Source organism: Pseudomonas sp. B19(2017), from assembly GCF_002113165.1.
GTDB lineage: Bacteria > Pseudomonadota > Gammaproteobacteria > Pseudomonadales > Pseudomonadaceae > Aquipseudomonas.
Genome location: NZ_NEJR01000007.1, coordinates 76,399 through 97,414, shown reverse-complemented (window position 1 = coordinate 97,414; position 21,016 = coordinate 76,399). Strand labels below are relative to the sequence as shown.

17 protein-coding genes are annotated in these 21,016 nt (G+C 62.9%); 4 read left to right on the top strand and 13 right to left on the bottom strand.

Translation table 11 applies throughout. The features are described from left to right. Nucleotides 1-33 precede the first annotated feature (33 nt). A complete protein-coding gene (locus tag CAF70_RS12355) occupies nt 34-975 on the top strand; it encodes a LysR substrate-binding domain-containing protein (protein WP_085624920.1) in 942 nt (313 codons plus the stop codon). Between the two features lie 180 nt (nt 976-1,155). Here the strand turns inward: CAF70_RS12355 and CAF70_RS12350 are convergent, their stop codons facing one another. The 11 genes from CAF70_RS12350 to CAF70_RS12295 form a co-directional block, all read right to left on the bottom strand. Next, on the bottom strand, nt 1,156-2,574 hold the full coding sequence (locus CAF70_RS12350) for an undecaprenyl-phosphate glucose phosphotransferase (RefSeq protein ID WP_085624918.1): 1,419 nt from the start codon (nt 2,572-2,574) through the stop codon (nt 1,156-1,158). A 147-nt stretch (nt 2,575-2,721) separates the two neighbouring features. Further along, complete coding sequence (locus tag CAF70_RS12345) at nt 2,722-3,456, bottom strand: WecB/TagA/CpsF family glycosyltransferase (RefSeq protein ID WP_085624916.1); 735 nt, start codon at nt 3,454-3,456, stop codon at nt 2,722-2,724. Next, nucleotides 3,456-4,643, bottom strand: a complete 1,188-nt coding sequence (locus CAF70_RS12340) for a glycosyltransferase family 2 protein (protein ID WP_085624914.1) — start codon at nt 4,641-4,643, stop codon at nt 3,456-3,458. Before CAF70_RS12340 ends, CAF70_RS12345 begins: the two co-directional genes overlap by 1 nt. After that, nucleotides 4,640-5,842: a glycosyltransferase gene (locus CAF70_RS12335; protein WP_085624912.1), complete on the bottom strand. Its 1,203-nt coding sequence runs from the start codon at nt 5,840-5,842 to the stop codon at nt 4,640-4,642. The genes CAF70_RS12340 and CAF70_RS12335 overlap by 4 nt, the downstream gene beginning before the upstream one ends. A 60-nt stretch (nt 5,843-5,902) precedes the next feature. After that, complete coding sequence (locus CAF70_RS12330; RefSeq protein ID WP_085624910.1) at nt 5,903-6,907, bottom strand: VirK/YbjX family protein; 1,005 nt, start codon at nt 6,905-6,907, stop codon at nt 5,903-5,905. A gap of 9 nt (nt 6,908-6,916) precedes the next feature. Next, on the bottom strand, nt 6,917-7,894 hold the full coding sequence (locus tag CAF70_RS12325) for a glycosyltransferase family 2 protein (RefSeq protein ID WP_085624908.1): 978 nt from the start codon (nt 7,892-7,894) through the stop codon (nt 6,917-6,919). A 5-nt stretch (nt 7,895-7,899) separates the two neighbouring features. Further along, on the bottom strand, nt 7,900-8,424 hold the full coding sequence (locus CAF70_RS12320) for a serine O-acetyltransferase (protein ID WP_085624906.1): 525 nt from the start codon (nt 8,422-8,424) through the stop codon (nt 7,900-7,902). 8 nt (nt 8,425-8,432) lie between these two features. Continuing rightward, nucleotides 8,433-9,389 (bottom strand): glycosyltransferase family 2 protein, encoded by a 957-nt coding sequence (locus tag CAF70_RS12315; RefSeq protein ID WP_085624904.1) that lies wholly within the window; start codon nt 9,387-9,389, stop codon nt 8,433-8,435. Beyond that, nucleotides 9,382-9,999: an acyltransferase gene (locus CAF70_RS12310; RefSeq protein ID WP_085624902.1), complete on the bottom strand. Its 618-nt coding sequence runs from the start codon at nt 9,997-9,999 to the stop codon at nt 9,382-9,384. Before CAF70_RS12310 ends, CAF70_RS12315 begins: the two co-directional genes overlap by 8 nt. Nucleotides 10,000-10,104: 105 nt before the next feature. Continuing rightward, nucleotides 10,105-11,571 carry an FAD-dependent oxidoreductase gene (locus CAF70_RS12305; protein ID WP_085624900.1) on the bottom strand — a complete coding sequence of 489 codons (1,467 nt, stop codon included), beginning with the start codon at nt 11,569-11,571 and terminating at the stop codon, nt 10,105-10,107. Nucleotides 11,572-11,807: 236 nt separating this feature from the next. Continuing rightward, nucleotides 11,808-13,184, bottom strand: a complete 1,377-nt coding sequence (locus tag CAF70_RS12295) for an oligosaccharide flippase family protein (protein ID WP_085624896.1) — start codon at nt 13,182-13,184, stop codon at nt 11,808-11,810. Between the two features lie 96 nt (nt 13,185-13,280). Between CAF70_RS12295 and CAF70_RS12290 the strand changes: the two genes are divergently transcribed. The 3 genes from CAF70_RS12290 (at nt 13,281) to galE (ending at nt 18,482) form a co-directional block, all read left to right on the top strand. Further along, the gene (locus CAF70_RS12290; RefSeq protein WP_085624894.1) at nt 13,281-14,807 is read left to right on the top strand and encodes an O-antigen ligase family protein; all 1,527 of its coding nucleotides are present in this window, start codon (nt 13,281-13,283) and stop codon (nt 14,805-14,807) included. Between the two features lie 5 nt (nt 14,808-14,812). Then, entirely contained in the window at nt 14,813-17,428 is a 2,616-nt protein-coding gene (locus CAF70_RS12285) for a cellulase family glycosylhydrolase (RefSeq protein WP_085624892.1), read from the top strand. 79 nt (nt 17,429-17,507) lie between these two features. After that, complete coding sequence (galE, locus tag CAF70_RS12280) at nt 17,508-18,482, top strand: UDP-glucose 4-epimerase GalE (protein WP_085624890.1); 975 nt, start codon at nt 17,508-17,510, stop codon at nt 18,480-18,482. Nucleotides 18,483-18,636: 154 nt separating this feature from the next. On the opposite strand, the gene CAF70_RS12275 is transcribed toward galE, so the two are convergent. After that, nucleotides 18,637-19,443, bottom strand: coding sequence for a CpsD/CapB family tyrosine-protein kinase (locus CAF70_RS12275; RefSeq protein WP_085624888.1), 807 nt, complete (start codon nt 19,441-19,443; stop codon nt 18,637-18,639). A 10-nt stretch (nt 19,444-19,453) separates the two neighbouring features. Then, nucleotides 19,454-21,016 (bottom strand): Wzz/FepE/Etk N-terminal domain-containing protein, encoded by a 1,563-nt coding sequence (locus CAF70_RS12270; RefSeq protein WP_085624886.1) that lies wholly within the window; start codon nt 21,014-21,016, stop codon nt 19,454-19,456.

Sequence of the window (21,016 nt, the reverse complement as noted above, 5' to 3'; positions counted from 1 at the left end):
ACTTCCTAAGCAAGGCTTTAGTGGTACTAAACGATGCGACGACAACTCAATGGCCAGATGTTCGTCTGGCTGCATGTGTTCGCCTGTGCCGCCCGGCACTTGTCCTTCACCCGCTGTGCCGAAGAGCTGCATATCACCCCGGGTGCAGTCAGCCAACAGATGCGCCAGCTGGAAGAACGACTGGGCTACCGGCTGTTCCTGCGCCGGGCACGCGGCGTGGAACTGAGCGCCGAAGGGCAACGCCTGGCGCAGACGGTGGCCGAAGCCTACGGCAGCATCGAAGCCGAACTGCTGCGCCTGGACGCCGGTGAAATCCGCGGCACCTTGCGCCTGCGCTCGATCCCGTCGTTTCTGGCCAAGTGGCTCACACCCCGCCTGCCACGCTTTCAGCAACGCTACCCGGACATCGAGTTGCGGCTGGTGGCCGAAGACAGTGCCCAGGCCCTGAACCCGGGCGATTTCGACCTGGCCATCGACCTGAACGATGGCAGCTACCCCGGCATGCTCTCGACACCGCTGCTGGACGAACAGATCTTCCCCGTGTGTTCCCCCACCTTGCTGCGCGGGCGCCCACCGCTGCATGGGCCGGCGGACCTGGCACACTACCCGCTGCTGCACGACATCACGGCCTGGCGTGGCAGTTCGGAATATGCCGAATGGGAGTTCTACCTGGAGGGCATCGGCGCCATCGGCCTGGATGTACGGCGTGGGCACACCTTCAACCGCAACCACCTGACCATCGAGGCGGCGATTGCCGGCAGTGGCGTCGCGATTGCCCGGCGCACGCTGCTCAACGACGAACTGGAGCGCGGTGCGCTGATCGTGCCTTTCGGCGTGCCGATCGCCAATCACAAGCGTTATGTGGTGCATTACCCGCCGGGTGGGCTGAACCAGCCGGGGGCACGGGCGGTGCATGACTGGTTGGTGGAGGAAGCGCGGGTGTTCAGGGAGCTGCACCCATTGAACAAGGACTAGGCCAGCCAAGAGCCCTTGCACACTTTCATGGAATTGCGAATGACTCAATGAATTGGCAGGAACCCTGTGGGAGCGGCTTTAGCCGCGAACACCGGCGCAGCCGGTGCCATGCACCGCGTTGGATTCTTCGCGGGTAAACCCGCTACCACAGAGTGTGCAAGCGCTTGCGAGATTTTTGCGTCAGTAGGCCTGCTTGCCGGTAAACGCATTCAGCGTGCGCACCAGAATCACGAAGTCCAGCCATAGCGACCAGTTGTTGATGTACTCGATGTCCGAGTCCACCCGCTGAATCATCTGCTCGATATCCTTGGTTTCGCCCCTGAACCCGCGCACTTGCGCCAGGCCGGTCATGCCAGGCTTGATGTTGTGGCGGGCAAAGTAGTCGACGATGTCCTGCGAGTACAAGGTGTCATGTTGCAACGCATGCGGCCGCGGCCCAACCAGCGACATCTCCCCGGTCAGTACATTGAACAACTGCGGCAGTTCATCCAGGCTGGTGCGGCGGATGAAGGCGCCGACCCGGGTCAGCCGCGGGTCGTTCTTCTGCGCCTGCTTGATCACGCCCGCTTCCGGCTGGTGGACATGCATGCTCCTGAACTTCCAGATGCGGAACGCTTCCCCGGTCCAGCCGGTACGTTCCTGACGGAAGAACACCGGGCCGCGGCTATCGAGCTTGATCGCCAGCGCAACGGCCAGCAACACCGGCGATGCAAACAGCAGGATCAGCGCCGCCAATAGCCTGTCTTCGAGATTTTTCAGGAACAGGCTCATGCCCGTCAGCGGTGTTTCCGACAAGGTCAGTACAGGAATGCCGGCGATTTCCCTCACGCTGTGGTTGATCAGGCGCAACGAGAAGATGTCCGGCACCCAGTTCACCGCGATGCACTTGTCGAGAAGCTTCAAATACACATCGTTGATCACCTCGGAACCACCCAGCGGGGTCACCAGGTACACCGTGCGAATGCCGTGGCGGGCCACGATATCGTCGAGCTCGGCAATATGCCCGAGCACCGGCAGGCGCTGCTTGCCTTCGGTGTTTTCGCGCCCCGGCTCCTCGGCCGCGATCAGCACGCAACCCAGCACACGCTCGCCGAACCAAGGGTTGTTGCTGATTTTCTGATACAGGAAATTGGCCAGGTCACCGGCACCAATGATCAGGGCGTTGTCCAGGCGTGCATGGGCGGTAAAGCGCTTTTGCAACTCTCGCACGGCAAAATGCAGGAACAACTGGGCAATGTAGCCAATGATGAACAACTGCACGACCAACAGCCGCGAATAGGTTTCGCTCTGCTTGGTCAGGAATGCCATGACCACCAGGAAGCAAAAGGTAGCCGACCAGGCCTTGAACAGCCGGAACGCCTTGATGGAAAGCCCGACGTTGGTACGGTAGATCGCGTAATGATCGTAAATGACTGCCAGTGCGCCAACCAGCAACAGCATCATGATCACATAATCGGAAGTGATGTAGCCAAACTGGTCGTAGATCAGGTACCAGGCAATACTGGTGACTGCAATTCCGTCGAGACCGGCCTGAATGGCGTTACTTACGCTACTTCTTCTTTGCAGCAAGGAACGACTGCTTCTGGGTTCGAAAACCATTTCAGACCTCATCGATTTGCGCGCAGCACGTGGCTTTGGTCAAACAGCCAGTCTTGACGAAAGCTCATGCACAGCCAGTGAGCCAGAACCGTGCAGCCTCAGCCCATGATCTCACTGTAGCAGCCACCCGCCATCAGTGTGCCGTAATCACTGCCCGCCCCGGCGGTACCGCAAGGTGCGCAGCAGGAACAACGGGTTGCCCACCACGTAGCGCATGAACAAACGCTTGGGCTCGCGCCACAGCCGGTACAGCCACTCCCCGCCCAACCGCCGCAGCCACTCGGGCGCCCGGTTGACCTTGCCGCCGAGAAAATCCAGGATCGCACCGCCGCACACGATCAGGCACGGCCCGCCAGTGGCCGCCAGCCTCGCCGCCACTGCCTCCTGCCGGGGCATGCCCATGCCCAGCACGATCAGCTCCGGTTGCAGCTCCCTGGCCAGCTGCAGGTAGCTGTCGACGCTGGCGAAGCCATCGTGAACCGACACCGGCAGCACCCCGTACAGGGCAGCGCTGCGCTGCGCGGCCTGGTCCAGGTAAGGTTGCCGAGTGCCCCAGAAAGCGACCCGCCGCCCCCGGTAGGCGGCCATGAGCCTGGGAATGAAGTCGGTACCATTCATGTTGAGCCCGGGTTCAAGCCCCAGCCGGCGATACAGGATCGCCATGCCGGAGCCATCGCGCAGCAGCACGTCGGCAGCAGACAGTGCCTGGTGGTATGCACCATCGCGTACCACCAGGTTCATTGCATGGGCATTGACGAAGCCCAGCACGGTCGGCACCTGCGGGGTGGCAAGCCTGTCGAGCAGCTGCTGCGCGGCAGCGGCATCAGGCACCACGTCGAGCTTGCCGACCAGGGTATTCCAGCGTTTCTGCCACTCTGCCATCAGCCTTCATCCCGTTTCGAACGTACCCATTCAACCTGGCGCTTGATCACAAACCGCAGATACAAGGGGACCTTCCTTGCGACGTAAAACGGCGCATACAGCAACACGGAAAACGGGATCAGTTCGCGACAGAAGCGCGCCCAGGCCAGCACGATGGCAAGGCCCAGCAATGCCAGCGCGCAAAGGGCGATCCACGCCGGTGCCGCCAGGCCGAACAGCAGGTACGCCAGCCAGGCCACCAGGTTGAACCCGAGCAGGGCCAGTACCAGCAACGCCAGGGGCGGCACCAGCAGGTCCATGGTCATGGCCAGCAGGCTGCTGTTACGCTGGGTGATTGCGACCAGCGCACGCCTGGGCGCATCGGCCAGCATCAAGCCCAGATGCCCATGCTCCCAGCGCGTGCGCTGGCTAGCCAGGCCTTGCTGGCCGGCCGGGAACTGGCTGCTGACCACCGCCTCAGGGCAGAACACTGGGGGCTTGCCCCGTTGGCACAGGTCCAGTCCCAGCTTCACATCCTCTACCAGGTGCCCGTTGGCCAGGTCGATCAAGGCCAGGTCATGCCAGCCGAACGCCATGCCCGCGCCCATCAACTGGCAAGGCAGGCCCAGCCGTGCCCAGCCACGCGGGCGCACCAGGTTCTTGACCCGCCAGGCGAACTCGGCAACCTGCACCTTAAGCCCAGCCCCAGCCGGTGCACGCATCAGGTACAGTGCCTGCACCGGGCGGTCGACCTCACGGCAGCGCCGCGCCAGACGCTCGATTGCCCACTCGCCCACCTGGCAATCGGCGTCCACCACGATCACCACCTCGGGTGGCTGCCCGGCCAGGTGGCGCACGCCAAAGTCGAGGGCGTAGCCCTTGCCGCGCAACTGTGCGTCGTGGCGTTCCACCACTTCGGCACCAGCCTCGCGCGCCAGCCGCGCAGTGTCGTCCGTGCAGTTGTCCGCCACCACCAGCAAGCGGTCGCCAGGGCGCAACTGCGGAACAATGCTCGCCAGCGTGGCACGAATGATCGAAGCCTCGTCATGGGCTGGCACCAGTACTGCCACCTGCGGACGAGCATGGCTGCCCAAGGGCTGAACACGCGCCGGCAGGCAGGCCATCAGCACCTGCAGCAACAGCAGCAGCACCGGCAACAGGACGAGGGCCGCCACCACACCCAATAACCCAGCCAATACACTCATCATGCGGACGCCTTGAAGTAGCCGGCCAACCTGGCCGCCTCGGTATCGATGTCATGCCGTTGCAGCACCCGCTGGCGAGCCGCCTCGCCCATGCTCTGCAGCACTTCGGCGGGCTGCGCCAGGCACTCGGCCATGGCCGCCGCCAGCTCGTCCACGGCGCCGGCGGGGAACAACCAGCCGTTCTCGCCCGGCCGCACCAGCTCGGGAATGCCGGCCACGTAAGTGGTCAGCACTGGCCGGCGCAAGGCCATGGCCTCCATGATCACCACCGGTAAACCCTCGGCAAAGCTGGGTAGCACCAGCGCGCGGGCGGCGAGGATTTCCTCGCGCACCTGTGCGCTGCTGATCCAGCCAGTGATGCGCACCTGCTGCTGCAAGCCATGCCGTGCAATCAACGCCTCGATCTGCCCACGCATTTCACCGTCGCCGGCCAGCACCAGCTCGCAGGTGATCGACCGGCCGGCCAGTACCCGCACGGCCTCGAGCAACAGCAGCTGGCCTTTCTGCTCGCACAGGCGGCCGACGCAGACCAGGCGCGGCGCCGTGGGCACGCTGACCGGTGCCACCTGATGGAAACTGCGCTCAAGGCCACAATGCACCACCTTCACCTTGGCCCAGTGATCATGTGCCACCCAGCGAAACAACTGGCTGCGCCCGTACGAGCTGACCGCCGCGACAAATGCAGCACGCCGCACCTTCTCGCCCATGTGCAGGAACTGCGGCTTGTCGAACTCCTCCGGCCCGTGCACGGTAAAGCTGTAGGCTGGCCCGCCCAGCACGTTGGCCAGCATCACCACCTCGGTGGAATTGGTGCCGAAATGCGCATGCACATGTTTTGCCTCGCCTGCCTGCAACCACTGCAGTACCTGACAGGCTTCGGCCAGGTAGACCAGGTGGTAGGGCCAGGCGCGGTCGGCCCGCAGGCCAAGGCGCATGGCCAGCCATAGCGCCCGGAAGAACCGCCGCGGTTGCGCGCGCAGCACTTGCCAGGCCGGTGCCAGCAAGCCTTTGACGCCACGCTGCAGCACATAGCGGGTTCTGGCTCGTTCGCTCGCGTCCTCGGCGTCCTGCAACTCGGCGTCCCACCCGCGCAGGGCAATGCGCTGCACCTCTACCCCCTGGCGCTCCAGCGCCAGGATCTCGCGGCGGATGAAACTGTGGCTGACCTTCGGATACTGGTTTATGAAGTAAGCAATGCGCATAGGAATCCAGATCAAGACCCGCGTAGTGAACCTTCGGCCCTGCCGCAGCAGGGCCGGCCATTACTTCAGGCTGTCGACAACCGGTGGCCGGCGCCCCGCCGCTGCCACCTCGTCAGATGCATCCCCCTGTTCCTCTTGTAGTCCAAGCGTGTGACCGCTGCCTGGCAACGCGGCCTGCAAGCGGGCAAAAATCTTGTCGAGCAGCGCCTGGCGACGGCGGTACATTGCCCGTTTCTTCGCCGGAATATCCTGTTCCGCCCGCTGCGCCGCAGCCAGCGGAAGGGCGAAGAAGTCAGCATGGGTCGATGCCGTAGCGCCGTGCTCCAGCCAGATCAGGTCGTAATTGGCCGCCAGGTCGTGGCCTTTGTCGTTGCCAAAATACGCGTGCCGATGGTGGCGGCAGGCGTCACTGACGGCATACAGATGCACCACGCCCAGCGTCCTGGCCAGGCACTTCAATGCCTCCAGCAGCAGGCTGCGCGGGCGCAGCCCTTCGAAATCCTTGGTCAGGTCGCGGTAGATGGCCAGTGACGTTTCGCTGTCGATCCCCTTGTGGATGCCCTGCACGGCACCGATGAACAGGCACAGTTCGCCCTGGCTGCGGCACAGGCTGAATGCCAGGGATGCCACGCGCAGGTCGCCCTGGAACAGGTTCAATACCAGCTCGCCTTCGCGCTTGAACCAGATCGGCCGGTCCAGGACCAGGCGACAGGCCGGCGAATGGCTGGACAGCTCGCACAGCGTCAGGCTTTCGTCCCGCCCCAGCAGCAACAGCGCCGGAAACTGCCCGGCCAGCACTTCGAAGTGCGAAGCCACCACCTCCAGGCGCTGCGGGGCCTGCCAGCATTTGCTGAGGTAAGGCCACTGCACGACACCGATGCAATCCACCCCCAGCCGCTGCAAACCTTGCTGGCCCAGCGCCGCCGTCATGCGCCGCAGGAACGCCTTCAGCTCAGGCCATTGCCTGGCAATCTGCAGCGTCAACTTGCACTTGTTGTTCAGCGCCCGCAACGAATAGCCCGGTTGCAAGGTAAACACGCTTCTCACGATCGTGCCGAGCATCATGGGCCTCTCTCACTTGTACTCGATCAACGTCGGTTTGCCGGCCGCGATGCGGTGGCGCAAGAACTTCAGTTGCCCGAGCATTTCCGGGAACTTGCCCAAGACCAGAAACACCGCCTGTAGCCAGTTCTCCCGCACCGACTTGCCACCACGGCGAGCCAGGCGTACCACCTGCAGCGGGTAGACCAGCAGCAACAGTAGACACCAGCCACCCAGCAGCAGGCAGGCCAGCAGGATCACCAACGGGATACCCAGGCCCCACAGCCAGGCACGGCGTGATTCGCGCAGCCAGTGCCGTTCCGGCGCCTGACCATGCAGGTAGGCCCCTTCGGCGTAGGCGTGGCCAGCACGCAGGCTACGCCGCCACCATTGGCTGAAACGGGTCATGGCAGCGTCGTGCAGGGTCATCTCGGCGTCCAGGCGCCAGACCTTCCAACCCTTTGCCCGCAAGCGCACACACAGCTCGGGCTCTTCTCCGGCGATCAGCTCCGGGCGAAAGCCGCCAACAGCAGCCAAGGCATCTACCCGCATCAGGGCATCGCCACCACACGCCTTGGCCTCGCCGACGGGGGTGTCCCACTCCAGGTCGCACAACAGGTTGTACACCGAGCGCTGGGGGAAGCGCTCGCGCCGACGGCCACACACCACTGCCACGTCGGGATGTTCATCGAGAAACGCCTGCGCCGCGGCCAGCCAGCCGCCATCCACCTCGCAATCGCCATCGACGAACTGCACCCACCGCATCGTCGGCAGCCGCCGCTGCAAGGCGCAAAAGCCTTCGTTGCGTGCGCGCGCGGCAGTGAACGGTGTGCCCATGTCCAGCATCAGTACCTCTACTCCCAGGCTGCGGGCCAGCTGCGGTGAACCATCGCTGGAGCCCGAGTCGACGTACATGACCTTGTCCGCACCCTGCAGCAGCGAGTGCAGGCAACGCGCCAGGCGCTGGCCTTCGTTGCGGCCAATCACCACCACACCGATCCCACTCGCCATGGGGCTCACTCGACGGGTGCCGTGGCGGCCGGTTGCCTGGCCTTGATGATCGCCGGCACCCCCACCGCCAGCGAGTTGTCCGGCACATCCACCAACACCACGGCATTGGCACCGATGATCACGTTGTTGCCGATGCGGATGCTGCCCAGCACCTTGGCCCCGGTGCCAATATCGACGTTGTTGCCGAACACCGGCGCAATAGGCTCGTTGACGTTCTTCAGGCCCACAACCACGCCGTTGCGAATGCGGCAGTCATCGCCGAACCGGGCATAGCCGCTGATGACGATGCCGCCAAAATGGTCGATGACGAAGTTGCGGCCGATCACCGCTTCGCACGGCAGCTCCACACCGGTGACGATCTGCACGAACTTGAACAGGATCTTGTAGATGAACGAAAACAGCTTGCGCAGCAGTGCCGGACGCACGCCATAGCGCCAGCGGCCGAAACGGTACACCAGCAATACCCAGAAGCCCTGGGCGCCCCAGTCGCCGCCATGGGCACGCAGGTCGGCACGTATGTTCTCGAACATGGCTTCACCTACCTTGTCGGTTGGCTGGCGTACCGGGTCTTGAACAACAGAGACCAGGTCGTCCGGCAATGACGCCAGCAGGCCTGTATTGCGCCCCGGCCGCGTCGTTTCAACAGCGCCTTGAGTGCCAGCACCAGGTCGCCCAGGGTGACCAGCAGCATGTGCAAGGCAAGCCCCGCCAGCCCGTGATGCTTGCGAAAGTACAGCAGCTCGCTTTCGATCTGGTATGACGAGATCTGCCGGCTGGCCGCCTCCAGTTCGGCCACCGATCTGGAGCTTTCCCCACCGATGTGCACTACCGTGGTATGGGGGTAGAACACCACTTTCCAGCCGGCCGCCTTCACCCGCTTGCAGTGGTCGACCTCCTCGTAATAAAGAAAGTAGCGCGGGTCGAACAGGCCCACCTGGTCCAGCACTTCGCGGCGCACCAGGTAGAAGCAGCCCGGCAGCCAGTCGCACTCGCGGACCGAGGCGTGGTCCCAGTTCATTTCGTCGACCATCTTCAAGCCCGGGAAAAAGCGCCCCAGCCCGGTTCGCCCGACGAACACGTTGAGCGGTGTGGGGAAGTAGCGGCAGCTGGGCTGCAAATCGCCGTCGCGGCCTTCCAGGCGCACCCCCAGCACCCCGCACTCCGGGTGGGCATCCATGTAGTCGAGGGTTTTCTGCAGTGAGTCGGCGGCAACGAAGGCATCGGTATTCAGCAGCAAGGCGTACCTGCCCTTCAGGTGCGCCAGCAACTGGTTGTTGGCCCGGCCGAACCCCACGTTCTGCGAGTTGCTCAGCAGCAGCGCTTGCGGGCACACCTCGGCCAGGCGCTGCAGCGAGTCATCGACCGAGGCGTTGTCCACCACCAGGTAGCTGGCGAGCCGTTCGCTGTCGGCCCGGCGCAGTGCATCGAACATCGGCTGCAGCAGCCCGGCCGTGTTGAAGTTGACCACCATGACGTCCACAGGTTTGCTAGCCATGGTTGCCATCCCCGAAGAAGTACTGGCGCCTCTGCGCCAACAGTTGCGGCTCCAGCTGCGGGTCATAGGCGCCATTGCGCTGCTTGATCAGGTCGATCCACGGGTAGGCTTCGCAACGCGCCTCGACCCGTTTGATCAACGCTTCGGTGGTACAGATGAACGCTGCCGGGTTACCACCAACCACCGTGCCCGGCGGCACATCCTTGGTCACCACGGCGCCGGCAGCCACGATCGACTCAGGCCCGATGGTCACGCGAGGCATGACGATCGCACCATGGCCGATGAAGCAATTGTCCTTGATGTCGATGAAGCCGACCGAATCCAGGTGCTTGCCGAAGCGATGTTCGATCAACAATACCACCCCGTCGTGACCGATCAGCGTGCAGTCGGACAGGCCTACACTGTTGCCGATGCGAACCAGCGAGGGGTCGAGGAACTTGCAGCCTGTATTGACATAGAAATTGCTGCCTACCGAGTGAAAGTTGCCCCAGCGTGTAAGGTAGGCCCCCCATTCAAGCCCGGAAGGTTTGCAGAACTTCTTGTAGAACGCGCTTCCTCGCCCCGTTGTGTGAACATAGTGGGTCACTGCCTTGCGTATCCATCCCTTCATGTTGCCAGCCTCGCAATCAAAGCAATCTGGACTGTTCCTGAGGCGCATCCGGTCTCGTTCTTGTAGGTGCTGACCGCAGCGCACTCACCCCATGTACAACATGCATCACACTTGCGCGTCCCTGGCTGCGCTGAGCCTGGCATCGAGGTGGTCGGCCAGGCGTAGCGCAAACTGCAGCAGCGGCATGGTCGGGTTGGAGGCGCCGCCCGTGGCAAAGATGCTGCTACCGGCGACGTAGAGGTTTTCGGTACCGAACACCTTGCAGTTGGAATCGACAACACCGTATTGCGCCGATGACGCCATGCGCGTGGTCCCCATGTGGTGGGCATGGGGCGACAACTTCAGCGGTATCGAGGTGTCATGAACGAAATCATTGAGCTTGATGAAGCCCAGGTCCATGTCGGCCCACTGCTTGGCCAGTTCGCTGCCAATGCACTTGATGGTGTGTCGGTCATCAGCGCTCAGTGCCCAGTTGACATTGACCTTGGCCACGCCCAGTGCGTCCTTCTCATCCAGCAGCGAAATGCGGCTGCGCAGGTTGGGGAACTGCTCGATCATGGTGCTGATGACGCCGTCACCGGGGCAACTGAAACTGGCAACGAAGGCAATCTTGCTGGCGACCCCCATGTCACAGGCCAGGTTCTCGAGAAAATGCTTGACCTCGGCAGTGCGACCATAGGTTTGCACATCGGCCAACAAGGCAGCCCTGACATTGCCTTTGCCTGCCTTGTATTCATCAACGAAGGCATCGGTGGTGTAGTACTCGCGCGGCTCAGGGGCCAGTCCCGACTTGAGGATGAAAGTGCCAAGGTCAATGTTCAGATGCTCCATGAAGCACCCGCCGACCAGCCCATCCTTGCTCACGATCCCGGCCGCCACCAACGACTCGCTGTTGAGCAGTTGCCGGGCATTCTCGATGGCACCTGTGGCCAGCACGAAATTTCTTGCAACCAGGCGCTGACGATTGCCTTGGTAATCGCAGAGCATGACCGCGGCCAGGTGGCCGGATGCCGGGTCGAACTCCAGGTTCACGCAATTGCAGTTGATGAATACGTCCAGGCCTGGGGTCTGCTCGAGGGCCGTGGCGTACTTTTGCGCAAAACGCGTTGGCGGGCTGAGCAGAAAGCGGTCTGGCTCGAAGTCCCCGCCGTCCAGGCCTGCATTCAACGCGTGAAAATCCGACCCGGGCGGCAGGTCGACGATGTCCATGGCGGCAGGCAGGTAACCTGCAATCTCCGAGTAGGGAATCGGCCAGCCAGGCAAATCGCCAAGGGGGGGAATGGTGAAGTCCGAGGGGCTGAACGGCCGGCAACGGCCGGCCCAGTGGTTGGATGTGCCACCCAGGTAACGCAAGCGAGCTTCCTGGGCATACAGTTCCAGGCCGGTGGAGGCACAGGCGTACAAGGCTTGCGAGTTTGCCGAGTACTCACGCCCGCCGCCTTCGGCAAGCAGTACGCTCCAGCCGGCGGCGGCCAGGCGCAGACCAAGGGTGATACCTGCGGGGCCGGCACCGATGATGCAGACATCGTAACTGTCACGCAGCGCCTTCTGCTGTTGATAGTCCTTGATCATGCGGGCTCGTCCCTGAAGTAACGGGAGGGCAATACCCAGCCATTGATCACCACGAACCCGGACCTCTCGGCAGGTTGATTGGCAACGGCAGCCTTGGCGCCGAACACCGCACCACCCACGCCCAGCAATACACAACTCTGAAGAAAGCCTCTACGACCCATTTGCGCAGTACAGAAAATAAGCTTCCCCATGATCCCGTGACCTGTATCTTTGAAGTTCTCACCCGGCAAGCCGCCTTACAGCCAATTGAAAAAGGCTGTCAGCAGCGCCCCGCAAAGCGCTCCGACCAGCAGCATCGGCAACACCACCAGCTCACGTTTTAGGCTGAAGATATCCAGCTTGCGATTGACATAAACGATCAGTACCAGGGTTGGCACGGTGTGCAGGGCAACCCCCCAGATCGCCCAGTCCACACCGCCGATCGCAAGCAACAGCGGCAGCAACCCCCACAACGAGACCAGGCGGATGATGTTGTCCATGGCCTGGTACTTGGTCAGGCCCAAGGCAATCCACACCTGATGAGCCAAGGTATAGCGCAATGTGAGGAACGACAGCGAAAGAATCGCCAGCATCGGGCCGGCTTCACGGTAACGGTCGTCGTACATCCAGCCGATCAGCAGTGGGCTGGCGGTCAGGAAACCGCCACAGATGAACAGCACCAGCAGGTCGACCAGCAGACGGAAGCGGTGATACAGCGCCTTCAGGCGCTCCTTGTCATCAGCCCGAGCCGCTTCGCTGAAGGCGGGCAGCGCCACGGCGCCAAAAATTTTCATCAACGCGGTCTGCACGGCGCCGAGGATCAGCACGGCAATCGAGTACACCCCCAGTTGTGCCGCCGTCATGCTGGCACCAAACCACATGCGGTCACCGTACATGGCCAGCACGCCGACCATCGATGACAGCAGGATCCAGCGGCCAAACACGATCAGTTCGGTCAGCGCGCTGCGGTCCCACTCCAGGCGATTGCGCGGCCCCTCAAGGGCGGTGTGGCCCAGCAGGGTCCAGGCCAGGGCCGACACCAGGCCAGCGATCACCAGCGCCCAGACCGAGTGAGTCAGGTAGCCCAGCACCAGCATCACTACCAGGCCGACCACCTGCGAAGCCAGGTCGACCAGCACGACACGCTTCTGTTGGAAAGTTCGTACCGCCACATCTATCTTGGTGGACTGGAACCCCCAGATCACCGCCGACAGCCCGGTCACGGCCAGTACCATCGGCAACACCGGTGCAGCATAGGTAGAACCCGCCGGCCACACCTCGGCCAGCTGGGCAAGCCAGGCCCCCAGGGCCAGCAGCAAGGTCAGGGCAAACAGCACGAAGCCGCGGATGATCTGCACGGTCCATGCGGTATTGAGAAAGTGCGGGTCGTCACCGCGCTGGCTCTGGATGATGTTCTGGCGCAGGCCGACATCGGACAATAAATGCAGGAGTACCGAAACGGTGGTGGCGATGACCATCACGCCGAACATTTCTGGCAGCAGCAAGCGGGCCATGACCAGGTTGCCGCCAAGGCGCATCACCTGTGACGCCACTTGCGCAACCAGGTTCCACGACCCGGCCCTCAGGGCCCGCTCGCGCAGGCTCGCGGTGGCAGACACATCAATCGACGGCATGACATCAATCTCTGACTGACTGGCTAAAAGGTCACTATAGTTTCAATCAGCCACGACGCTAGCCGTTGCCCACCGATGCAAAGGTGCACATAGCCAATGCCTGAACATTTTCGTGCGTTGATCGTCATCCTGTTTCTGGCGAGCGTGGTCTTCCTGCTGGCGCGGCGGCCTGCCAGCGACCTGATCCCGCTGGCTGACTTCAAGCGCCGGCGCAACCTGTGGTTCCTGCTTACCCTGCTGGCCTTCTTTTCGCATAGCTTCTGGCTGTACCTGGGTGCTGGCGCCGTCATCCTGTACATCGCAGGGCGTCGCGAACACAACCCCATGGCGCTGTTCTACATGCTGCTGTTCCTGATCCCGCCGGCTTCGGTGCAGGTGCCCGGGTTTGGCGTGGTCAATTATCTGGTCGACCTCAACCATATCCGCCTGCTGACCCTGTGCGTGCTGTTGCCGGCGGCACTGGCCCTGCGCCGGCAAAGCGACACCCTGCGCTTCGGCCGCACCTGGCCCGACAGGCTGTTGGCGGCCGGCCTGCTGCTGATGAGCGTGCTGTACCTGCGAGAGACCACCCTGACCGACACCCTGCGCCAGACGCTGTACCTGTGTGTCGATGTGTTCCTGCCGTATTACGTGGCCAGCCGTGGCCTGCGCCAGATCAGCGAGTTCAAGGACACCCTGCTGGCGTTCGTGCTTGCCGCCTTCATTCTGGCCCTGATCGGCGTGGCCGAGTACGTGCGCCACTGGCTGCTGTACAGCGCCCTGGTCGACGCCATGGGTGTGCCGTGGAGCATGTCGGGCTACCTGAGCCGTGGCGGTTCGCTGCGCGCCAGCGTCACCACCGGGCAGGCGATTGCCCTGGGCTATGTCATGAGCGTGGCCATCGGCCTGTTCCTGTTTGTCCAGGGTTATGTGCGCCGCCCCCGGCAGCGGGTGCTGGGCGCCCTGCTGCTGGCCGCCGGGCTGTTCGCGCCACTGTCCCGTGGCCCGTGGATCGGCGCTGTGGTCATCGTGGTGGTGTTCATCGCCCTGGGCAAGGGGGCGGTCAGGCGCCTGGCGCTGCTTGCCGCGGCCGGCATGCTGGCCCTGCCCTTGCTGACCATCGTGCCCGGTGGCGAAAAGGTACTGGACCTGCTGCCGTTCATTGGCAGCCTCGAGAAAGAGAACATCACCTACCGCGAACGGCTGATGGACAACGCGTGGATCGTCATCCAGCGCAACCCGCTGTTTGGCTCGTTCGACTTCCGCAACACCCCGGAAATGCAATCGATGATTCAGGGTGAAGGCATCATCGACATCGTCAACACCTATATCAACCTGGCACTTCGGGTCGGGCTGGTCGGGCTTGGCCTGTTCGTGGCGTTCTTCGCCACCGTACTGCACGGCATTCGCAAGGCCATGCTCGGCTTCCCCGACAAGGATGACGAGCGACGCCAGCTCGGCCGGGTATTGCTGGCGACACTGCTCGGCATCCTGGTGATCATTTTCACCGTCAGCAGCATCACCTTCATTCCGGTGGTGTACTGGTCTGTCGCCGGGCTGGGCGTGGCCTACATCCAGATGGTCCGCAGCCTGCACGACAGCCAGGCGATCGCGCTGGCCGACCCCGGCCTTCAACCCAGGTAACGCCAATGAACGTGCTTACCCTACGCTGCCCGATTATTCAACCTCTGCTGCGGGTAACGGCCATTGCCGGCCTGGTCTTGCTGCCGCTCACCGGCTGGGCATCGGCGTGGCAAGTCAGCGTCGATGAACAGAATGGCCTGCCCATGGTGACCCACGGTGGTGGGCCGGTGATGAAAGCCAAGTTCGACTTCTGGGCAGCCGACTGGAGCTGGACGGGCTTCTCCACCACGTTCAGGGTCAATGGCCCCTACCACTACACGCTGCAGGGCCAGAACAAGGCGCTGGACTTCGACCTGGAGGCGGATATCCGCAAGGAGCAGGCACAAACCCTGAGCTGGGCCTTCGACCTTGACGCGCACAGCCGCCAGGCCGGGGTGATGGGCGGCGGCATGGTGTTCCAGTTCGACCCGGCGCAAATTGCCGGGGAAATGGGCGCCCCGCAGTTGCTGCCCGGCAACCGTGGCTGGTCGTGGGGCAAGGCAGGCCTGGGCCGGCGCGTCGAAATGCGCTTCGACCCGCCGCTGGCCAAGGTGTATTTCGAGCGCGGCAACCCGTCCGAACTGCGTGCGTTCATCTACAGCGACCCGATCAATGCCGGTCGGCAACAGATCAAGGCGGTGCTCAACGTCACCGGCGACATCGACCTGGGGCCCACGCCCAGCGAACGCTTCGGCCTGGTCGACCCGGCCGGTTGGCCGGACGATCAACTGGACTGGCGTACCTCGCCAGTAGACCTGTCATTCCTCAATACCGCAGAAAAACCCGCCGGCAAGCGTGGTTTCGTCAAGGCTGTCGGCGAACAGCTGATGTTCGAGGACAACACCCCGGTACGCTTCTGGGGCACCAACCTGTCCGCCTATTCGCTGTTCAAGAGCCCCGACGAAGAAATCCGCCAACAGGCCAAGCGCCTGTCCGCTCTGGGCTTCAACCTGGTGCGTCTGCACCACCACGACTCGCCCTGGGTGAGCCCGAACGTGTTTGGTGACGGCACCCTGGTGCGCGATACCCGGCAGCTCAGTGCCGAATCGCTACGCAAGCTCGACCTGTGGATCAAGGCACTCAAGGACGAAGGCATCTATATCTGGCTGGACATGCACGTGCAGCGAGCGCTTACCGCCAATGATGACATTGACGATTTCCAGGAACTGGCCAAGGGCGAGAACCAGGTTGACCTCAAAGGTTATGCCTATGTGAACCGAAGTATCCAACAGGCGATGAAACGCTTTGCCGAGCAGTACCTGACCCATGTGAACGAATACACCGGCCTGGCCTACAAGGACGACCCGGCGATTGCTGCAGTGCTGATCACCAACGAGAACGACCTTACCCAGCATTATGGCAATGCCCTGATGCCGAACAAGGATGTACCGCGCCACAGCGAACGCTATATGGATGCGGCCAAAGCTTTTGCCAAACAATATGACCTGCCCACCGACCTCACCTGGCGCGCCTGGGAGCATGGGCCTTCGAAGCTGTTCCTCAATGACCTGGAACAGCGCTTCAACGCCGACATGATCGCCCACCTGCGCGGCCTTGGCGTGAAAGTGCCGATCGCCACCACCAGCACCTGGGGTGGCAATGGCCTGAGCGCGCTGCCAGCGCTGACCGCAGGCGATGTCATCGACGCCCATGCCTACGGTGCCAATGGCCAACTGGAGAAGAACCCGCTGACCAGCGACGGCATGCTCGACTGGCTCGCCGCTGCCCAGGTGGTCGGCAAACCGCTGACCGTCACCGAGTGGAACGCCGAGCCATTCCCACTGCCCGACCGCCACTCATTGCCGCTGTATGTAGCCGGCACCGCCGCCCACCAGGGCTGGGACGCCATGATGCAGTATGCCTACAGCCAGCAGGCCTTCAACCCGGGCTGGCGCACGGCGGATAACTGGCACGCGTACAACGACCCGGCGATGATCGCCACCCTGCCCGCTGCCGCCCTGCTCTATCGCCGAGCGGATGTGAAGCCGGCCACTACCCGCTACGTGTTCGCGCCGACGCCCGCCACCCTGTACAACCAGGAGATCACCCCGCGCAACTCGCCGCTGCTGCGCACGGCCATGGAAAAGGGCCAGCTGCAGATCGCCCTGCCACAGACGCCGGAATTGCCCTGGCTGAAACCGGCCGCCATCCCTGCCGACGCGCAGGTGCTGCAGGACCCGGGGCAGTCCTTGCTGCCAGCCGACGCCACGGAGGCGGTCAGCGACACGGGCGAACTCAAGCGCAACTGGCAACAGGGCGTCTACACCATCGACACAACGCTGACCCAGGCCGCCACCGGATGGCTGGGCGGTCGCTCGATCAGCCTCGGCGCGATCCAGGTGCAAGCACAAACGCCGTATGCCAGCGTCGTGGTGCAAAGCCTGGACGGCAAACCCTTGGGCCACTCGCGCGAACTGCTGCTGTCGCTGGGCACCCGTGCCGTGCCCAAGGCCGATGACAAGACCCCTTTCAACGTCGAGCCGCTTGCCGGCACCTTGAGCATCAAGGCGCCTGCTGGCCTGAAACTGTTCGCGCGGGACGCACAGGCGCAGTTGAAACCGTTGCCGATGGCTTACCAGAATGGACGCTACAGCATCACCTTCGACGGCAAGTACATGTCCAATTGGCTGTTCTTGAAATAGGGGATATGGCCATCTACCCTCACAACAGACCGATAGCTGAAAAGCGCGGCTGTACAACAGCAGAGTCCAGGAGGCATGGATGAAGTTTCTGGTTGTCGGTGGCGCAGGCTACATAGGCTCGCATATGGTCAGGCACTTGCTTGCTGCGGGCCATGAGGTGGTGGTGGCGGACCTGGTCTCGCCCGGCCCCGGCGTCCAGTGGGCAAAGCTGGACATCGCCGACGAACCCGCCCTGGATGTGCTGTTTGGTGTTTGCCGTTTCGATGCCGTGTTCCACTTTGCCTCGTTCATCCAGGTGGGCGAGTCGGTCAGCGTGCCCGGCAAGTACTACCAGAACAACGTCGCGGCCACCCTTGCCCTGCTGCAGGCCATGGTAAATGCCGGTATCAGGTACCTGGTGTTTTCTTCCAGTGCTGCCGTCTACGGCAACCCGCAGTATGTGCCGATCGACGAAGCGCATGCCAAGGGGCCGATCAACCCGTACGGGCTGAGCAAATGGATGGTCGAGCAGATTCTCGAGGACTTCGACCGGGCTTACGGCTTGAAGTCGGTGTGCCTGCGCTACTTCAATGCAGCGGGTGCTGACCCGGAAGGCCGGTTGGGGGAGCGCCATGACCCGGAAACCCACCTGATCCCGTTGATCCTGCAAGCCGCGTCGGGCCGGCGTGAGGCGGTGACGGTGTTCGGCCGCGACTACGACACGCCGGACGGTACCTGCATCCGCGACTATGTGCATGTGGCCGACCTGGCAGCGGCACATGCGTTGGCAGTGGACTATTTGCTGGCAGGTGGCGAACGCACTGCGTTCAACCTGGGCAATGGCCTGGGCTTTTCGGTGCAGCAGGTGATCGATACGGCGCGGGCGGTGACCGGGCGGCAAATCAATGCCCTGGACGCGCCGCGCCGGGCTGGCGACCCGCCACGGCTGGTGGCGGATGCAAGCAAGGCACTGCAGGTGCTGGGCTGGCGGCCGGAGTTTGCCTCACTGGAGCAAATTGTGCGGCATGCGTGGCAGTGGGAGTTGCAGTACCCCTGGGCCACGCGGCAGACCTGAGGTTTGAAAGGCGCTGCGATTCCCTGTGGGAGCGGGCGCGCCCGCGAACACCGGTGCAACCGGTGCCATTCACCGCGTCGCCTGCTTCGCGGGCATGCCCGCTCCCACAAGGGCCCCGTCAGCTGAAGGAATACGCCATACCTGTGGGAGCGGCCTAGTAATATGTCCGCGGCTGCTCGTCGGCCTTGTTCAATACCGTCCCGACCAGGTTCACCCTGGCCAGGTGATGCAGGCAATCCTCGATTTCTTTCTTGTTGTTCATACCGTTGGCCACCACCAGCAGCACACAGTCGAACTTGGGTATCACGGTGATCGCATCGTCAGAGCTGAGCAGCGGCGGCAAATCGAAAATACAGATGCGAGACTCGTAGCGGTTGCGCAGTTCGCTGATCAGGTTGCTCACTTTGGGCGACGACAGCATTTCGGTAGACAACGGTACCGGTACCCGCGTCGGCAGCACCACAAACCGAGGCAAGCTCGGGTTGACCAGGCAATCCTGCAGTTGCGCCTCGTCCGACAGAAACTCGTTCAGCGCCTGGTCCATGGGCAGGCCCAGGGTGCTGCCGACCTTGGGCCGACGCAGGTCGAAGTCCACCAGCAACGCGGTCTTGGTGGTGTGGTGGGCGATGCTCATGGCCAGGTTGACCGCCAGCACCGTCTTGCCCGCTTCAGGGGTTGGCGAGGTGATGGCCAGCGTTCGCCAGCCATTTTCATCCATGGTCCTGAGCACCTGCGTGCGCAGCAGGTCGATCGGCCCGTTCATGTGGGAGTTCTTGTTGTAGGCGACGATGCGGTGACGTTCCAGGTGCTCGGCGCGCAGCGGCACCACCTTGGTGTTCACATAATCGAACTGGCCAGGCACTTCCGTCAGCGCCGTGCCAGGAGCAGGTGACAAAGCCTGCGGGGTACCCGGGGTGACCGGGTGAAGATTGTTGCCAACAGCCGGCTTGGTCCTGTCCATCACTGCTTCCCTATGCAAACCGAGACATGACTTTGATCAACAGCACATCCAGTGGCATGTAGAACACGTGCACCAGCACTACCATGATAGCCGCCAGCGCCAGCGCCGCCAGGATCAGCCAGTTGCGCCAACGCTTGCGCCTGGCCACGTCTGCCTTGGTATCGATATAAGGCAGCGCCACCAGCACCCGCCTGCCCAGCAGGTTTTCCAGGGCCCCGACGCCGCGAATACGCTGATTGAACATTTCCAGCAGCATCACCAGCGCACCGCCACCTGCCGGTGCCAGCACCAGACCCAGCGCGGCGATTTTCTTGCGGTTGGGCTTGATCGGTTTCTCCGGCAACAGCGGTGGTTCCAGCAGTACGAAACGCTCGGCCTTGTTTTCCTGTTCCAGGCTTTCGGTAATCTTCGCGCCCATTTCCTTGGCGCGGATTTCCTCGTACTTCTTGCGCGCGTTGTCGTGGTCACGCATCAGGGTCACCAGGCCACGCTCCACCTGCGGCGCCTCGAGGATTTCGGCCTCGTAGCCTTCCATCTTGCGGGTCAACTCGCGCTTCTGCTCGGCCAGCGAAGCTATACGCTCTTGCGCTGCGCTCATCTTGGCACGCACGCGAGCGACATCAAGGCCTAACGTGGACGCCACCGCCGTACGACTGCCACTGGCTTCGAGCGCCTGGATCCTGCGCTTGACCGCCACCACATCGGGGTGGGCTTCCTTGTAGCGGGTCAGCAGCTGGGCATATTCGGCCTTCAGGCTGGCCAGGTCCTGAGGCTGTTCGGCACTGGCCGCCCTGGGCCCTTCGCCGGCCTTTGTGGCCAGCCCGGCACTGGCGGCAGACAGTTCCAGTTCCAGGTAACGCAGTTCTTCCTGGGCCGCCTTGTAATCGCGGTCGACCTCGCGGAACTCCAGCTCCGAGCGCGACAGCATGTTCATGCGCAGGGTCTGGTGCTCGGGCAAGGCATTGGCGTGCGCCTGCTTGAAGTCCGCCAGCTGGTTTTCCAGGCTGGCCAGTTCGGCCCCCAACTTGTTCGCCTCCTGAGTGAGGAACTCGGTGGTTTCATTGGCCCGCTCGGTACGCTGCTTGAGATTCTCGTTGAGGAACAGCGTCACCAGTTCGTCGGCGACTTCCTTGGCCACTTCCGGCTGCTTGTGTTCGAAGGACACATTGAACGCCACGGTCGCTTCACCGCGCCCGCGTACGTAGGTGGTCAGGGTCTCGACCACGACGGCATTGCGCATGTGGTCGATCTTGTCGCTTTCGCTGAAGCGGTTGTCGGGGAACAGGTTGTACTTGCCGATGATGCGCAGCAGGTTCTCACGGGTCATCACCCGCTGGCGAATCACCTCGATGCGTTCATCGGCAAAGCTGGTGTTGTTGGTCGATACCAGCTCGGGCGAAATCTGCTGCGACTCCACCAGGATGGTGCCAGTCGACTGGTAGATCGGCGGTACCATCACGGCGACGGCGACGGTGGCGGCCAGGATGACTACGATGCTCACCCCCAATATCAGGCCCCGGTCCTTGATTATGGCGATGTAATCTCTGAGGGAGAGCTCGTAGTCAGACTTCAT

Coding starts and splice junctions, on each gene's coding strand:
- CAF70_RS12330 (WP_085624910.1), bottom strand. CDS start 6,907: ATGATGCTCGGCACGATCGTGAGAAGCGTGTTTACCTTGCAACCGGGC.
- CAF70_RS12335 (WP_085624912.1), bottom strand. CDS start 5,842: ATGCGCATTGCTTACTTCATAAACCAGTATCCGAAGGTCAGCCACAGT.
- CAF70_RS12345 (WP_085624916.1), bottom strand. CDS start 3,456: ATGGCAGAGTGGCAGAAACGCTGGAATACCCTGGTCGGCAAGCTCGAC.
- CAF70_RS12290 (WP_085624894.1), top strand. CDS start 13,281: ATGCCTGAACATTTTCGTGCGTTGATCGTCATCCTGTTTCTGGCGAGC.
- CAF70_RS12285 (WP_085624892.1), top strand. CDS start 14,813: ATGAACGTGCTTACCCTACGCTGCCCGATTATTCAACCTCTGCTGCGG.
- CAF70_RS12315 (WP_085624904.1), bottom strand. CDS start 9,389: ATGGCTAGCAAACCTGTGGACGTCATGGTGGTCAACTTCAACACGGCC.
- CAF70_RS12340 (WP_085624914.1), bottom strand. CDS start 4,643: ATGATGAGTGTATTGGCTGGGTTATTGGGTGTGGTGGCGGCCCTCGTC.
- CAF70_RS12305 (WP_085624900.1), bottom strand. CDS start 11,571: ATGATCAAGGACTATCAACAGCAGAAGGCGCTGCGTGACAGTTACGAT.
- CAF70_RS12355 (WP_085624920.1), top strand. CDS start 34: ATGCGACGACAACTCAATGGCCAGATGTTCGTCTGGCTGCATGTGTTC.
- CAF70_RS12325 (WP_085624908.1), bottom strand. CDS start 7,894: ATGGCGAGTGGGATCGGTGTGGTGGTGATTGGCCGCAACGAAGGCCAG.
- CAF70_RS12320 (WP_085624906.1), bottom strand. CDS start 8,424: ATGTTCGAGAACATACGTGCCGACCTGCGTGCCCATGGCGGCGACTGG.
- CAF70_RS12275 (WP_085624888.1), bottom strand. CDS start 19,443: ATGGACAGGACCAAGCCGGCTGTTGGCAACAATCTTCACCCGGTCACC.
- CAF70_RS12310 (WP_085624902.1), bottom strand. CDS start 9,999: ATGAAGGGATGGATACGCAAGGCAGTGACCCACTATGTTCACACAACG.
- CAF70_RS12295 (WP_085624896.1), bottom strand. CDS start 13,184: ATGCCGTCGATTGATGTGTCTGCCACCGCGAGCCTGCGCGAGCGGGCC.
- galE (WP_085624890.1), top strand. CDS start 17,508: ATGAAGTTTCTGGTTGTCGGTGGCGCAGGCTACATAGGCTCGCATATG.
- CAF70_RS12270 (WP_085624886.1), bottom strand. CDS start 21,016: ATGAAGTCTGACTACGAGCTCTCCCTCAGAGATTACATCGCCATAATC.
- CAF70_RS12350 (WP_085624918.1), bottom strand. CDS start 2,574: ATGGTTTTCGAACCCAGAAGCAGTCGTTCCTTGCTGCAAAGAAGAAGT.